We start from the raw sequence: 14,898 nt of genomic DNA on the forward strand, positions 1-14,898 counted from the left end.
CCGTTCATTCCTTCGTCAGGGTTACGCCATCGTAATAGTTGGCGAGAATTTGCTTATAGGTGTAGCCTTTTTCGGCCCAACCTCTTGCGCCCCATTGGGATAAACCCAGGCCGTGGCCGTTGCCTGTACCTTTAATGGTATACATAGCCGCCGCTCCGCCCGAATAACTGACCTTGCCTTCCCCGTTCAACACAAAATAGGAGGAGGCATTAACCGGTTGGGCCTGTCCGCTTGCGGTTAAGGCGTACAGAGGCGTTCCGTTGGCTGCAGAGAAAGATGCTCCCCCCGCTCCTTGTATAGTATACCCTCCGCTGCGTTCAATTTCAAACCGCGTGCTGGGCAGTCCCCCCAATACGGAACGATAGGCATCGGGGGACGAAACCGCCACCGGCTTGCCGTTGGCGGTGAGCTCCGTTACCCGGCCGGAAGGGCCGCGTTTGGTAATCTCCAGGCTGCCAAGAGAGCCGGCTATGGGCTGACTCAGGGTTTTGTTCATCAAGGCCAGCAGCTCACCGCTGTCATAAGGGCCGCGGAACCAGGAATAGGAATTGGATTCCCGCGCTCCGTCGAACACTATTACCTTATCCCCGATGTTCAGCTTGGCTACTGCAGGATTTTTGGTGTTGTCCACGTAAGGCTCTTTCCGTGCGTTAACCCCATTTTCGGTAATTTGGTAAACGGGCAAACCCGCCGTATTCCGCGTCCCCGTATCCTCCAGATAATCCGAATGGATATACGCCACCTGCCCGTCGGGCAGCACACCACGGTGCCACAGGGCCTTGGATTTCTCCGCGCCGTCGTCGGGACTTGGGCCTACGGACAAATACGATACTGTGTTGCCCCATACATCAGAGCCGTCGCTGGTCATTCCTCCGGCATTGGCGGAGAAAAGTGCCAGAATCGGCCCGTTTTTGTCCTTCAGCACCTCTCCTGCCGTAGCATTCACAGCGGCGATGGAATCGGCATCCTCATTGCCGTCGTACACCTGGTCCAAGGTGGTGTCCGACACATGGGCAATCTCGTATTTGATGCCGGAGGCCTTGGCATAGCTGCGGGCCGCCACCGCCTGGGCCTTCAATGCCTCGGCAGGCCAGCCCTTGCCCATTTCCCCGCTGACCACGGAATACAGATATTCCTCAAACGGCAGCTCATTGATCACAGCCAGCTTGTTATTGTGGTATGAAATCTCGGCTTTGCCCCGGTAGGTGCGGTTAGCCTTCTCGGCTACGGCAAATTCGCCTTTGATAGGCGCCACATCCAGCTTGGCGTTTTGTGCCGGGAACAGCAGCAGGGCGGCATTGGCCGCTCCGTTCTCGGAGGAGGTGGCATCCTGCCGTTTCACCGCATAAGGCTTGGACGTATCCGCCGCAGCCAGCTGGAGGGTGGGCTGGGATTTCAGCACGGCCAGCTTCAATGCGTTCAGGGCCTCGTTGTCCGTCTCCGCGCCGAGCCATACCTCATACGATGCGGCAGCGCCGGTTTTATTGGTCAACACCACTGCCGTTTCAAAGCCCTGATTGGCAAAAACCGCTCTGGCCTTATCCGCTTCCCCATGGCTGGCGTAGCTGCCTGCACTGAGCCGGAAGGGCCCCTGCACCTGCGGGGAGGAGGATAGCAAAGCCAATGCAGGCTGGAGCTTCAGGGTTGCCAGGGCGCTAGCGGCAGCCGCTTTGGTGGCGTAATCACCGGCCACCACCTGGTAGGCCGGCTTCCCGCTGCGGGTTTCCGCCAGCAGGAATACCGGCTGGACGGAAGCGGCCAGCTGGTCCTTCAAGGTTTTGGCTTGGGCAAAATCGGCGGTTTCCAGAAGCTTCAGCCGGAATTGGTCGCCGGATGCACGGACTGTATTTAAGGGAAGCGCATCGGCCGGAAACGGCACGGCGCCCGCTGCCGAACGAAAGGCTGCGGTTATTCCTCCCGGAGAGGATATCGTTACCGAGACGGCTGTGGACTTAAGTTTGCCGGACTCCAGCATAAGCGCAACCCGGATATTCTCCGCAGTAACAGTGCCCGCAGCAGCGTTAGCCGGTGTGACGGGAGCCAGCAGGGCGGGCAGTGTGGCGCTGAATGCTAGGAAGGCCGCGGTGGCAATGCCGATAACAGGCTTCATCATGATGCAGGTTCTCCTTTCACTGCTTATCCTCCGGGGGAGTGATGCCCAGATGGGCATAAGCCAGACGTGTGGCTGTTCTTCCCCGGGGCGTCCGCTGGATAAATCCCAGTTGGAGCAAATACGGTTCATAGACGTCCTCGATGGTCTGGCTTTCCTCGCCGATGGTGGCTGCGATGGTATCCAGGCCTACAGGACCGCCGTTAAACATACGGATAATGGATTCCAGCATTTTGTAGTCGATATGGTCCAAACCCCGGTCATCCACCTGGATCTGTTTCAGGGCCATCCGGGCCAGCTCCAGGGTAATGACGCCGTCACCTTTCACCTGGGCATAATCCCGGACCCGCTTTAATAGCCGGTTGGCGATCCGCGGGGTGCCGCGGGAGCGTTTGCCCACCTCCCGGGCTGCTTCACCGATAATCTGCGCTCCCAGAATATCCGCCGTCCGAGACACGATGAAGGTCAGCTCATCCTCGGTATAATATTCCAGACGGCTGACTACCCCGAAGCGGTCCCGCAGGGGAGCGGACAACAGCCCCGCCCGGGTGGTGGCGCCGATGAGGGTGAATTTCGGCAGATCCAGCCGCACGGAACGGGCGCTGGGGCCTTTGCCGATAATAATATCCAGCGCGAAATCCTCCATGGCCGGGTACAGCACTTCCTCCACCGTCCGGTGGAGCCGGTGGATCTCATCCACGAAGAGCACGTCGCCCTCCTGGAGATTGGTGAGAATGGCGGCCAGGTCTCCCGGCCGTTCTATAGCAGGACCGGAGGTGGTCCGGATGTTAACGCCCAATTCATTAGCGATAATGGTGGACAGGGTGGTTTTGCCCAGTCCCGGCGGACCGTAGAGAAGCACATGGTCCAGGGACTCCTTGCGTTGTTTGGCCGCTTCGATATATATCTTCAAATTTTCCTTAACCTGAGCCTGGCCGATATACTCCGCCAGATAACGGGGACGGAGGCTTAGCTCCATCACCTGATCTTCCATCATAAAATTGGCGGAGATGATCCGGTCCTCCATGCTTTCCCCTCCCAAACCTCAAACCGTTGTAGGCGTGTTAGCAAACACATCCCAGAGCGATGCTGTTGTTGTTTCTAATGTGAAATTGGGGATGGTTTTTATCCCCGGAACAGGGCCTGGAGCGCCAGCTTCACCATGGTTTCCGCCGAAGCGGCTTCTCCCGCCTTCTCCAGCACCTGCGGCCACACCCGGTCCGCCTCCGGCTCCGTATAACCAAGGGACAGAAGCGCCTCCTTGGCCTCCAGCCACTCCCGGGAGCCATGTCCGGCACCGGCGGGTTTGCCGGGTTTCGCCGACAATGCTCCGCCTGCCAGCGCGGCAGCGGATACAGCCATAGGCAGATCGGCCAGCTTATCCTTCAGGTCCAGAATGATCCGTTGGGCTGTTTTTTTGCCGATGCCGGGGAGCTTCATGAGGAAGCTCAGATTCTCCTGGTAGATGGCACCCACCACTTCATCGGGGCGCCCTGCCGACAGAATGCCCAAGGCCACCCTCGGGCCGATGCCGGATACCTCCAAGAGACGCCGGAATAAGGACTGCTCCTCCCGTGAGGTGAAGCCGTAAAGCTGGACCGCATCCTCCCGGACGTGATAGTGGATATACATCATCACTGTCTGGTTCTCCTGGGCGGAGACGGCGTAGGGATTGGCGCAGAACACCCGGTATCCCACCCCCTGCACATCCAGCACCACAAAATCCGTATCCGCAAACGCAAGTGTACCCCGCAAAAAGTCAATCATTTGTATGCTCCGTTCAATTTTTGAGTTAAGGTGCAGGAATGGGCGTGGCAAATGGCAACGGCTAGCGCGTCCGCCACATCGTCAGGTTTGGGTGCAGCCTGGAGCTTCAGGAAAATCCGCACCATCTCCTGCACCTGCTTCTTTTCGGCATTGCCGTAGCCCACCACCGCCTGCTTCACCTGAAGCGGCGTATATTCCGCCACTGGAATCCCTGCCTGGACGCCAGCCAGGATGATCACCCCTCTGGCCTGCCCAACGGTAAATGCCGTCGTCACGTTGCGGTTAAAAAACAGTTTTTCTACCGCCATCGCTTCCGGCTTGTATGTATCGATAAGCTGCACCGCAGCCTCGTATACCTGCTTAAGTCGCAGCCCCGGGTCAGTCCCCGCCTCCGTCTGGATGGAGCCGAACTGAACGGGTGTTATTTTGCTTCCTTCTTTGTCGATGAACCCGAAGCCCGCAATGGCGATACCCGGATCGATTCCCAGAATCCGCACGAGAGTCCTCCTGTCAAATCCGCCGGTTGCAGGCGAACATATGTATTCCTTCTTTGACATTATAGCAGATTATAAGAGGCTTGAGTACCTTCCGGAGAATCAATTCGGGGATAAAAAGACTGCGGTGCGGTCTTTACTTGCCAAACTCTAACGAATGCCAGAAGGCTTATTTCCGCAAAATCTGCATGTGTGAAAATGTAACGAATCTGAGCTGGCTGAATTGAGCCTGTTGAGGAGAAATAAGCGTCCTCAGATTCGTTAAAACAGGAAAAGGCTCTTTGGCAAAATAACGCCGTGATATTCGTTAGCATGCTCACGTGCCAAAAGAACCCCCGCCCAGCTGCCGGGGCGGGGGTTCCTTCGTCTGTCAGGAGGCCGTGTCTCCAGCCCCGTCACGCACCTCCAGCTCTGGCATAGCCCGGAGCATCCGGTCCTTGATCTTGCTCCACACAGCCTTGGGCTGGCTGTAAGACGTCCCGTCCAGGTCGCCCATCGGAATGACCCGGTAATTCCGCCAATTGATATAACGGGTGTACACGGGAGTAAAAGCAGGTTTCTCCAGCCGCAGCTCCACCCGGTCCCCCGTAACGGTTTTTACCGCCTCCACCTGGCCGATGCCGCCTACAAGCTGGATGGTTTTCTCCTGGGCCGACAGGAAATTTCCCAGGGAATACATAACCAGTGTCCTTCTCCCGTCGGCGGCGGTTACCCATTCGATGGTCTGCAGCACATGGGGATGGGTGCCGATGATCACATCCGCTCCCCAATCCGCCATTTTTTGCGCCAGCTCCCGCTGTGTGGTGTTAGCCTCCTCCTGGTACTCCGTGCCCCAGTGGACGGAAACAACGGTGAAATCAGCCCGGGATTTGCTGTCCCGGATTTCCTTCTCCATCAAAACCGGGTCCAGCAGATTCACCAGATAAGGCTTGCCCTCCGGGACGGGAATACCGTTGGTTCCATAGGTGTAAGCCAAAAACGCGAAGCTGATCCCGTTGCGCTCCAAAATACGGAGCTTCGCCTGATCCTCGGCGCTCCGGAATGCGCCGGTATAAGGCATGCCGATTTTATCCCAGTAGGCAGTGGCGGACAGCACCCCTTTTTCACGCTTATCCAAGGTATGGTTATTAGCCATAGTGACCATATCCACTCCGGCGTCGAGCAGTGCATCCCCGATCTGAAACGGGCTGTTAAATTGGGGATACGAGGACAAACCCAGCTCCTCCCCGCCGGTGATGCTCTCCTGGTTGGCTACCAACAGGTCCGGCTGGGCCAACAGCCCCTTAACCGGCTCCAGCATGGGTGTAAAATCAAAACCGCCGTCCTTGGTGCGGGCATCATTGTAGACGCTGTTATGAATCAATACATCCCCGATGGCAGCCAAACCCGCTTTATGCGTTACGGGAGATACAGGCATGGGAGTGGGTGTAGGGAGCGGTACAGACGAAACCTGCGGCAAGACAGAGCTTTCGCCGCCATAAGCAACAGGCGCCGATGCGCCCGGTGAAGGCGTTATCGTCTCCCCTCCCTTCACCGCATTCTGCTTGCGGCTTCCCTCGGCATCTCCGCAGGCTCCGCATGCCAAGAGAATAACCAGTCCTGCAATAATAGCGGTTTTACGGCCCATAAGACACCGCTCCTTTCCTGCGCTGCCGTAAGCAGTGCGTTTGTTCTAGCGTCCCCCTCGTAAACCGATAGGTCACGCCATTTTTATTGATAGTGTATGTATCGGATACCCGCACTTATCCTTTCAGACGCAGAAAGAGGAGGTTTTTGTTGCAGAGCTTGAAAAAAATGTCATCCCACGCCAAAAAGCTCCGTTATCCGGAGCTTTTTTTTCATAGGAGCTCTCACAAATTGTGACGGTTTACCCGCTATGCCAAAGCGTGGGCCAACTGCACCAGCTTTTCCAAACCGCGCTGGTCCGACTCTTTGCAGGTATCGATGAGGCTGCAGATTCCCTCCCGGATATCCCGCCGGGCCAGATTGCGCAGCTGCTTCTCTCCACGGCCCCAGCCGCCCAGAAGCTCTGCCATCTGGCAGGAGCCGGCAGCAACCGCCTCAAAATGCCCGGCGGCTTCCTTCAGTAGACTGCCGAACTCCGGATGAAGCTCTGCTTGCTTCCGCAGATAGCTTCCCGCACGGGCTCGCCCGTCCGCCAGCGTATCCATAGCATCTCCCTGGCACATCAGCCGCTCCACCAGGATAGGCAGCACCGCGTTAGCCGGAAACTGGGTGTCATCGGCTACCGCTTTTTTCCAGGGATCATAGGCACTAACGCCCTTGGCATATTTTCCGTGTGTTCTGCCGGTGAGAACCTCCACCGCATGGGCTGCCACTTCCCTGAGGCCAAACCCTTCGCCTTCCGCTTGACCCAGCGCCATCACCGCAAGGGTATCCGGATTTTCCCACCATTCGCTTGTGATGTAATACCCGCAAGGATCAAAGCTTACGCTTCCCCTGTATTCGGGGTTGTCCTGGAATACATTCCATCCCAACAGGACGTCTCCATTCTCCCTGTACCCGGTGACAACACAGGCCTCAGGGGGACCTATAATCCCCAAGGCAATACAAGGGCTGCCTTTATCAATCTCCTCCCGGATAAGCCCCGAGAAGTCCGCCTTGGCCGTTTCCCCGGAACGCTCCAGAAGGATCAGGCTCCTCCCCAGAAACGCAGCCCCTGTGCGGTATATCTTCATGGGATCGTCATACGTAAACAATACATCCACATTGCCGCCGTTCCACGAGGTGGTGTCCCAGGTCAGCCGGAAGGCCGCCCCGCTTCCGGCCATAACCGCATCGTATTCCACCGGCTGCCCCAGATAATTGGCGCAAGCCTTCAGGCAGATGGGATACGGCGTACATCCCTGGTAAGAACCGTACTCCACCTTGGGCACACCGTACAAAATGGTGCCGCCCTGCTCAACGATTTGCTGTTGACTCATACCTGTCACTCTCCCATTTTCTCGATAATGCCGACGCCGTAAACTCCGGCGCAAAGCTTGATCCGTCCTACGGCACAGCGCCGGTTGCGGAATTCCTGCGGAGCCAAACCGGTCACCCGCCGGAAGGCTCGGGTGAAGCTGTCCGGGTTGGGGAAGCCGTATTTAGCCCCGATATCCAGTGCCTTTTCCCGGGTGTGGATCAAATCGAAGGCCGCATGGGCAATCTGCCGGCAGCGCAAATAACGGGCCAGCGGCATACCCGTATGGCGGGCAAACACCTGCCGGATATGGACGGCGGAAAAACCGATTTCCGCCTCCAGCTTCCGGTAGTCCAACCGTTCCTCCAGCCTGTTTTCCACAAAAACAATGACCGAGCTGATCATCAGACTGTAATCCAAGGCAGCCCACCCTTTTCATACAAATTCTTCATGAATTGGCTTTAGTGTAGCATGGCGAAGCCCTCCAGGGCTCGACGTTTTTGATGATCATTCAGAGGAGGGCATCCGCAGACGCTTGATTTATCGAACCGGTTCGATAGGCTTAGAGCCTGATGATGGCCGTCTTTACAATTTATTTAGACCCCGTTAACGTTCCCCGCATAAAACCGGTTTACCATTTTCCTTGGAAGAGACATATAGGAGGTTATACGGGACTTGGCGACCATTGATGACGTTGCAAAAATTGCCGGAGTATCGAAAAGCACGGTGTCCAACGTGTTTTCCAAAAAGCGCCCCATCAGCAAGGATGTGGCGGACCGGGTGCTCCAGGCAGCGCAGGAGCTTTCTTACAAGCCCAATTATTGGGCCAAAAGCCTGGCCGGCGGCAAAACAAGGATTATCGGGATCAGCATGGAGGGGGAGCAAATCCAGTTCGGCGCCTTTCATATGGCACTGCTGAATGGAGTGTTGAAGGAATGCTACAGCCGGGGGTACCGGCTGTTGGTCAATACCCTCCCCAAAGCCTTCGCCAGCCAGACGGAAAATTGGGCCTCCAATCCGGTAGACGGAGAAATTGTGCTGGACCCCACCGTCCATGACGCCCGCCTCCGGGAGCGCCTGCAGGAGCAATTGCCCGTTGTGGTTATAGGCCGCCCTCCGGCCGCTTACGAAACCCGGGTCTCCTACGTGGACAATGACAATGTGGGGGCCGCCTTTCGGGTCACCGAATACCTGCTTGGCCTGGGCCACCGCCGGATTCTGTTCCTGAACGCCCCTGCCGACAGGACCGTGGCCCATGACAGGGAGGGCGGCTACCGGGAAGCTTTCCGGGCAAGCGGGATTCTTCCGGGAGGAGAACAGGTGGAGTACCGTCCCGCAGGAGCCGGAAGCTCCGTAGAGTTCGGCTACCGCGCCACCCTGGCGTGCCTTACACGTTCACCGGAGATTACCGCCGTCATCACGGATACCGACAAGGTGGCCCTTGGAGTATACCAGGCGGCGGATGAGCTGGGGCTGTCCGTGCCGGAGCAGCTGTCCGTCTTTTCCTTCAGCGTGGAGCCGGGATATGGAGCGGAATTCGCTCCCGCGTTAAGCTGTGTCCGGCTGGATGCAGAGGGCTTGGGCACCGAAGCAGCTAGGCTTCTGCTGGAGAGCTGCGAGCAGCCCTCTCCGGCGGTCCGGCGCTCCATCATTTCCTGTGAGCTCTTGATCCGGGAATCCTGCGTTCCCCCGAAAACAACCGAAACGGATGGATGCGGCCAGCCGCATCAACCAATACAACCTTAAAGGAGTGGAAGTTATGGGAAACAACAAAACAAAGCTGGGTTTAACAGCGGTTATGGCCGCTACACTGCTGGCCACTGCCGCCTGCGGCAGCCAAACGGAACAGAACAGCGGGGCCTCTCCCGATCCGTCGGCAAGCTCTTCTGCTGCCGCCTCTGCAGCACCAGGCGGCAGTCCGCAAGCCCAGAAGCATCTGCGCATGATGGTGGGTGTTATCGGCGGGAAAACCCCGGAGGAGCATGCCCTGTTCGAAAAAGAGGTGGAGCGGCTGACCGGCATCAAGGTGACCATGGAGAAACCCAGCGGCAGCATGAACGATAAGCTGCTGCCTGCCATTTCCGCAGGGGAAAAATACGATTTGATCCAGGTGGATAAACCCCTGATGGAAATCCTCTATGACCAAGGGGTGCTGATGCCCCTGGACGACAAAATCAAAGCCTCCACCGTCATCTCCGATTCCGCTGTGTTTCCCGCCAAGGAGTGGGATCAGGTGCGCCTGAAGGACGGCAAGGTTTACGGCATCTTCACCAAATTCCAGGGAGGCACCATGCCGGTGGTCCGCCAGGACTGGATGGACAAGCTCCAGCTTCAAGAGCCCAAAACTCTGGACGATTATTACAATGTTCTGAAGGCCTTTAAGGAAAAGGACCCGGACGGCAACGGCAAGGCGGACACCTACGGCCTGAGCACAGCGGGCCTCTATGAAATCCAAGGGTTTATGAGCGGGGCTGGGGTCAAGGCCGGTTATGTGACGAAGGATGGCAAACGGACCATTCCCTATGCCTCCGAAGCCGCCATTCCTGTATATGAATGGTTTGCCAAGCTGTACAAGGAAGGCATTCTTGATCCCAACTTCGCCACCAACGACGCCGGAAAAATGCGTGATCTGTTCCTGACCGACCGGGTGGGCATGGTCACCTATTGGGATGCCTGGGTGGGCATGTTCAACAATACCCGGCTGCAGAAGGACCCGGCTACTGCTTTCAAGGCCAAGGGGCTGCTGCCTGCCCAAGGACCTGACGGCAAGGTGATCATGCGCCGGGGCGACCCCAATGTCTGGATCATTCCGGTGAACTCCCCAGACCCGGCCACAGCCATGAAGTTCATCGAATTCTGGAGCACGGAAAAAGGCAATATTCTCGGCACTCTGGGCATTGAGGGCACCGACTATACCGTAAAGGACGGCAAATATGAACTGACCCAAACCGGAAAGGATCACAGTCAGGACCACGGCTCGCCGTTTATCTACAATACCAAGTGGCAGAATCCCTTCGGACTTTTGCCCGGTGTTAAGGATGCCCAGGAGCTGGTGCTGAAGCATGCCACCCTGGAAACCACCGGCTCCAGCTGGAAGGAAGTGGAGAAGATTCTGAACAACTATGCGCTTCAGGCCATGCAGGGGAAAATTCCGGCAGCCGATGCGGTGAAGAAAATGAATGACGAGTTGAAGGCTGCCAAGCAGATTGACTAGAGTCTCACGCATGAAAGGGCGGTGAACGCAACATGGCTGCGGATAACCAACTGGCAGTCCCTCATACCGGGAGCCCGGAGGCACAGGGCCCCGCTATCCGCCGGGGAAGCGGACGGCGCGCTGCCCGAAGTCTTTCCCTGCTGCGCAGGCTGTGGCCGCGGTACGGTATTTTCTATGTAATGATGATCCCGGTGGTAACCTACTTCCTGACGTTTTCCTACTATCCGCTGATGCGGGGGCTCGTTATCAGCTTCCAGAAATTCCGGGTTATCGGCGACCGCCCCTTCGTGGGGCTGGACAATTACCGGACGGTGCTAACGGACCCGGATTTCGGGAGGATGCTGGTGAATACCCTCATGATCGGCGGAGGTATCCTTGTCCTGGGTTTTGCCGCGCCGCTGGTGGTGGCCCTGTCCCTAAACGAGGTGGGAAAGGTCTGGTTCAAAAAGCTGACGCAGATGATTGTGTATCTGCCCCATCTGTTCTCTTGGATTGTGGTGGCGGGCATCTGGATTTTTATGCTGACGCCGGACGGCGGGTTAGTGAATGAGCTGCGGGAGTGGTTCGGCCTGCCTCCCATCCACTTTTTGGCGGAAAAGAATTACAGCCGGGCGGCCATGGTACTGGCGGCGGTCTGGAAGGATGCCGGGTATACCTGCATTATCTATCTGGCTGCGATTGTGGGGCTGAATCCCGCCTTATACGAGGCTGCCCGGATAGACGGTGCCAACCGCTGGCAGCTGGTCCGCCACATCACCCTGCCGCAGCTGGTGCCGGCCATGCAGGTGGTGCTGATGCTGTCCGTCATGGGTGTGCTGCGGATATTCGATCAGATTTTCGCCATGCGCAATCCGGCTATCGAACGGTATGTGGATGTTCTCATGATCTACACCTACGAAAAAGGTCTGGTGAAATTCGATATGGGCGTCGCCAACGCCGCAGGATGCCTGGTCATTGCAGCTACGGTGCTGCTGACCCTGGCCGTGCGCCGGTTGGCGGGAAATGGAGAGAGGTGATCACGTGAAGGCGGTGCAAACAACGGCAGATAACCGGGGATTACGGGGCGGCGCGGATTTTGCCGGGCCAGGCGGCAGGAGGCAGCCGGGGCGGCAGCGGTCCGGAGGCAGCTTAGGGGGCGCTGTTTTCGACATCCTCAACACCCTGTTCCTCCTGCTTCTGGTATCGACGATGGTGATCCCCTTGCTGAATACACTGGCCCTCTCCTTCTCCGATGGTCTTGCTTCCATGGAGCCCCGGATTATTCTCTGGCCGGAGGCCTTCAGCACGGAGGGCTATTCCACCGTGTGGAACAAAATCCAGCTGGGCCGTCCCTTCTGGAACAATACCCTCGTCACTCTGTGGGGAACTGTGGGCCATGTCTGTCTGTGCGCCCTGGCCGGGTACGTCCTGATCCAACGCGGGTTGCCGGGACGAAAGTTCTTGACGGGATTTATTATGCTGACGATGATGGTCCCCTTCGAAACCATCATGATCCCCGTGTACATTGTGAACAAGGAGCTGGGGCTGCTTAATTCTCTGTCGGCGCTGGTCATTAACGGCATTTTGTCAGGCTTCAGCATTCTTCTGATGCGCAGCTTCTTCGGGGCGGTGCCGTGGGAGCTGGGGGAATCCGCCAGGCTTGACGGGGCCGGAGAGCTGCGCATATTCTTAACCTTATATGTCCCCTTGTCCGCGGCGGGGCTGGCAACCATCACCCTGTTCGAATTTGTGGGCAAATGGAACCATTTCACACCGGCCGTGCTGTTTCTGAGCGATCCGGCCAAATATACGCTGCAGGTGGCCCTGAAGGCGTTGATCATTGACACCTCCTCCACCTCCAGCAATTTTCTGATCACCAAAAATGTGCGAATGGCAGGCATTGTGATTGCCTTATTGCCGTTAGTTATCATTTATCCGTTTGTCCAGCGGTTCTTTGTGCAGGGAATCATCGCGGGGGCAACCAAGGAATAGGAGGCGGGCCCATGCGGCTGGAGCTTATCCGGGACATCATGTCCCATGAGGAAAAAACATATATCGAGGTGCCCTTTACGGTGCCGGAGCATGTGGAGCGCCTTTCGGTATCCATGAAGGTGGAGTATTTGGCGGGTGATGCTCCTCCGAAAATCCGCAGCGCACCAGACACAAACGTTGTCTCTCCGGCAACGGCGGCTAAACCCTCGGCCAACAGGTTTGGCATCCGCCTTCCCTCCCCCAAAACCACCATTGTGGATTTAGGTATCCGGGATTCCGCCGGGATGAGAGGGTGGAGCGGCGGCGCCCGCAGCTTCTTCGAAATCGGGCCGGAGGAGGCGACACCGGGTTATTTGCCGGGAGAGGTGACTGCAGGCGAATGGAAGGTCCTGCTGGGTGCTTACCGGATTCCCGCCGCCGGCTGCCGCGTCATTCTTGAGGTGCAGCTTGCCGAAGCGCCAGGCCGCTGGCTGAAGGGCGAGCTGCATGCCCATACCAACCATAGCGACGGGCACTATTCCCTGCCGGAGGCCATTAAGCTGGCGGAGCAGGCAGGACTGGATTTTCTCGCCTTAACGGACCACAATACCGCAAGTCAGAATCTGGCCCGCCACCGGCTAGAAACGGATCTGACCCTGATCCCGGCTATGGAGCTGACCACCCTCTCCGGGCATTGCAACCTCTATGGGCTGGAAGCTCCTATCAGCGATTTCCGTTCTCTTCACCCGGAGGATACGATCCAATTGTTGACCTCCGCTAAAGAACGCGGCGCTTATATTTCGCTGAATCATCCCCATTGCAGCAATTGCGGATGGACGTGGGGCTTTGATGTGCCCCATGACTGGGTGGAGGTTTGGAACGGCCCGTGGCGGGAGGATAACCTCAGGACGCTGGTGTGGTGGCAGGAGCAACTGGAAGCTGGACGGAGACTTACCGCTGTCGGCGGCAGCGATTTTCACCGGCCCCACCCGTATATCCGCCATGGATCTCCGTGCAATTGGATTTTTGCCCACGGGCGTTCGGTTGATGCCATACTCCGCGCAGTAGACCGCGGGCGGGTTACCCTGTCCCATTCCCCGGAGGGGCCGCGGTTGACCATCTCCATCGGGCAATGGGGAATGGGTGACGTGGTCCCTGCCGCTCTTGCAGAGGGGATGTGGCTGGATGTACAGGCTTCGGGCGGACTCCTCCGCGGCGATGTGCTGCGGGTTTACTCCGCCAATGGCTTGGAGGAGGAACGGATACTGGACGGCGGGGCTGGGGACGGCAATGGAGATGGAAATGGAGCATCCGATTGGATCAGAACCGGACCTGGCAAAGGATCCGGTGATGTGGCCGGCCTAGGCGGGAACAATGGCACCCTGCTGAAGCTGGTTTCCCATAACCGCCTGTTTTACCGGGCGGAGCTGTGGCGGTATGCGGAGGAAGCCGGCGGACTGTCGATGATTGCCATGACCAACCCGATCTACCTTTCAGCCCAATAGCATATGCTTCCGCAGGCCAAAAAGGCCGGTCCTGGATTCTTCACCAGAGCCGGCCTTTCATATGGCTTTTTTCATCATTCCGCTTCAGCTGACCTCCGCTTCCTGTTCCACGGGCATAACCCGGTTCCATAATACTGCGGGCTCACAGACCACAGCCTTGGCGGCATGAAGCCTGTCTAAGAGCTCCGGAAGTTCCAGCTGATCCAGAGAAGCCAGCCGCTCATGGCAGGGGCCGAACTTCATCACAGCGGTTGTGGCGTTGGGGACAACAACCGTGTACAAACCGGCTTGCATGGCTGCCTCCGCTCCTGCCGGAGAGTCCTCGATGGCCGCCGTCTGCCGGGGTCGTACCCCCAGCATCCGCAAGGCTTGCTGGTACAGCTCCGGGTCCGGAGCCACCCGGGTGGCGTCATCCACGGTCCGGATACAGTCAAAATAAGAGGCAATCCCCCACTTCTGGAGGTGGGGATCGATCTCCCGCCGCGGTGCGGCGGACACCAGGCCGATCTTAAGACCCATGGCTTTGGCGCGCACCAGGGCATCCATTACCCCTGGCCGGAGCTCTTCTTGTTCCGTGAGTTCGGCACACCGGCTGCGGATCGACTCCCGGAAGGCATTCAACTGCACCGGGAGTTGCATCCGGCCAAGTAAATCCTCGTAAGGGTTGAAGCTTTGGAAGCCTGTGCCGATGCACTGCGCATACAAGGACCAGTCCAGCTCCGCACCCTGCTCGCGGTAAGCTTCCAGGAAGCTTTCGTAACGGGGGGTTTCCGTATCCAGAACAGTCCCTCCAAAGTTAAATATGACCGCTTTGATCATCGTCTCTCCTCCCTTCCTGCTTCAATTGATTCACACCTTCGCATCAACAGGCCTGCCTCCGGCATGATGGGGGAGCGGGATAGATCCGTCAGGAACAAACATGGTAAGCCAGCTGG

At 57.7% G+C, this 14,898-nt stretch carries 13 protein-coding genes; 5 read left to right on the forward strand and 8 right to left on the reverse strand.

Features of this window, described 5'->3' with window-relative positions; genetic code table 11:
• Positions 1-4: 4 nt before the first annotated feature.
• From ACI1P1_RS03240 to ACI1P1_RS03270, 7 genes are all read right to left on the reverse strand, one after another.
• Positions 5-2,113, reverse strand: a complete 2,109-nt coding sequence (locus ACI1P1_RS03240) for a SpoIID/LytB domain-containing protein (protein WP_416214924.1) — start codon at positions 2,111-2,113, stop codon at positions 5-7.
• A 16-nt stretch (positions 2,114-2,129) separates the two neighbouring features.
• On the reverse strand, positions 2,130-3,137 hold the full coding sequence (gene ruvB, locus ACI1P1_RS03245; protein ID WP_416214925.1) for a Holliday junction branch migration DNA helicase RuvB: 1,008 nt from the start codon (positions 3,135-3,137) through the stop codon (positions 2,130-2,132).
• Positions 3,138-3,235: 98 nt separating this feature from the next.
• Positions 3,236-3,877: a Holliday junction branch migration protein RuvA gene (ruvA, locus tag ACI1P1_RS03250; protein ID WP_416214926.1), complete on the reverse strand. Its 642-nt coding sequence runs from the start codon at positions 3,875-3,877 to the stop codon at positions 3,236-3,238.
• Positions 3,874-4,374 (reverse strand): crossover junction endodeoxyribonuclease RuvC, encoded by a 501-nt coding sequence (ruvC, locus tag ACI1P1_RS03255; protein ID WP_416214927.1) that lies wholly within the window; start codon positions 4,372-4,374, stop codon positions 3,874-3,876. The genes ruvA and ruvC overlap by 4 nt, the downstream gene beginning before the upstream one ends.
• A 367-nt stretch (positions 4,375-4,741) precedes the next feature.
• Entirely contained in the window at positions 4,742-5,998 is a 1,257-nt protein-coding gene (locus ACI1P1_RS03260; protein ID WP_416214928.1) for a CapA family protein, read from the reverse strand.
• A gap of 247 nt (positions 5,999-6,245) precedes the next feature.
• Positions 6,246-7,316, reverse strand: a complete 1,071-nt coding sequence (locus ACI1P1_RS03265; RefSeq protein ID WP_416214929.1) for a hypothetical protein — start codon at positions 7,314-7,316, stop codon at positions 6,246-6,248.
• Positions 7,317-7,321: 5 nt separating this feature from the next.
• Positions 7,322-7,714: a helix-turn-helix transcriptional regulator gene (locus ACI1P1_RS03270; protein ID WP_416214930.1), complete on the reverse strand. Its 393-nt coding sequence runs from the start codon at positions 7,712-7,714 to the stop codon at positions 7,322-7,324.
• A 255-nt stretch (positions 7,715-7,969) separates the two neighbouring features.
• On the opposite strand from ACI1P1_RS03270, the gene ACI1P1_RS03275 reads away from it, so the two are divergent.
• The 5 genes from ACI1P1_RS03275 to ACI1P1_RS03295 are packed head-to-tail and all read left to right on the forward strand — an operon-like array spanning position 7,970 to position 13,963.
• A complete protein-coding gene (locus ACI1P1_RS03275) occupies positions 7,970-9,040 on the forward strand; it encodes a LacI family DNA-binding transcriptional regulator (protein ID WP_416214931.1) in 1,071 nt (356 codons plus the stop codon).
• Positions 9,041-9,053: 13 nt separating this feature from the next.
• On the forward strand, positions 9,054-10,508 hold the full coding sequence (locus ACI1P1_RS03280) for an extracellular solute-binding protein (protein WP_416214932.1): 1,455 nt from the start codon (positions 9,054-9,056) through the stop codon (positions 10,506-10,508).
• Between the two features lie 32 nt (positions 10,509-10,540).
• Positions 10,541-11,524, forward strand: coding sequence for an ABC transporter permease subunit (locus tag ACI1P1_RS03285; RefSeq protein WP_416214933.1), 984 nt, complete (start codon positions 10,541-10,543; stop codon positions 11,522-11,524).
• Between the two features lie 4 nt (positions 11,525-11,528).
• On the forward strand, positions 11,529-12,479 hold the full coding sequence (locus ACI1P1_RS03290; RefSeq protein ID WP_416214934.1) for a carbohydrate ABC transporter permease: 951 nt from the start codon (positions 11,529-11,531) through the stop codon (positions 12,477-12,479).
• Positions 12,480-12,490: 11 nt separating this feature from the next.
• Complete coding sequence (locus tag ACI1P1_RS03295) at positions 12,491-13,963, forward strand: CehA/McbA family metallohydrolase (RefSeq protein WP_416214935.1); 1,473 nt, start codon at positions 12,491-12,493, stop codon at positions 13,961-13,963.
• 84 nt (positions 13,964-14,047) lie between these two features.
• Here ACI1P1_RS03295 and ACI1P1_RS03300 read toward each other — a convergent pair whose 3' ends face one another.
• Positions 14,048-14,782, reverse strand: a complete 735-nt coding sequence (locus ACI1P1_RS03300; RefSeq protein WP_416214936.1) for an HAD family hydrolase — start codon at positions 14,780-14,782, stop codon at positions 14,048-14,050.
• Between the last annotated feature and the right edge of the window lie 116 nt (positions 14,783-14,898).

This window comes from Paenibacillus mesotrionivorans, assembly GCF_046098205.1.
Lineage (GTDB): Bacteria > Bacillota > Bacilli > Paenibacillales > NBRC-103111 > Paenibacillus_AR > Paenibacillus_AR mesotrionivorans.

Coding starts and splice junctions, on each gene's coding strand:
- ACI1P1_RS03240 (WP_416214924.1), bottom strand. CDS start 2,113: ATGATGAAGCCTGTTATCGGCATTGCCACCGCGGCCTTCCTAGCATTC.
- ruvB (WP_416214925.1), bottom strand. CDS start 3,137: ATGGAGGACCGGATCATCTCCGCCAATTTTATGATGGAAGATCAGGTG.
- ruvA (WP_416214926.1), bottom strand. CDS start 3,877: ATGATTGACTTTTTGCGGGGTACACTTGCGTTTGCGGATACGGATTTT.
- ACI1P1_RS03260 (WP_416214928.1), bottom strand. CDS start 5,998: ATGGGCCGTAAAACCGCTATTATTGCAGGACTGGTTATTCTCTTGGCA.
- ACI1P1_RS03265 (WP_416214929.1), bottom strand. CDS start 7,316: ATGAGTCAACAGCAAATCGTTGAGCAGGGCGGCACCATTTTGTACGGT.
- ACI1P1_RS03280 (WP_416214932.1), top strand. CDS start 9,054: ATGGGAAACAACAAAACAAAGCTGGGTTTAACAGCGGTTATGGCCGCT.
- ACI1P1_RS03285 (WP_416214933.1), top strand. CDS start 10,541: ATGGCTGCGGATAACCAACTGGCAGTCCCTCATACCGGGAGCCCGGAG.
- ACI1P1_RS03295 (WP_416214935.1), top strand. CDS start 12,491: ATGCGGCTGGAGCTTATCCGGGACATCATGTCCCATGAGGAAAAAACA.
- ACI1P1_RS03300 (WP_416214936.1), bottom strand. CDS start 14,782: ATGATCAAAGCGGTCATATTTAACTTTGGAGGGACTGTTCTGGATACG.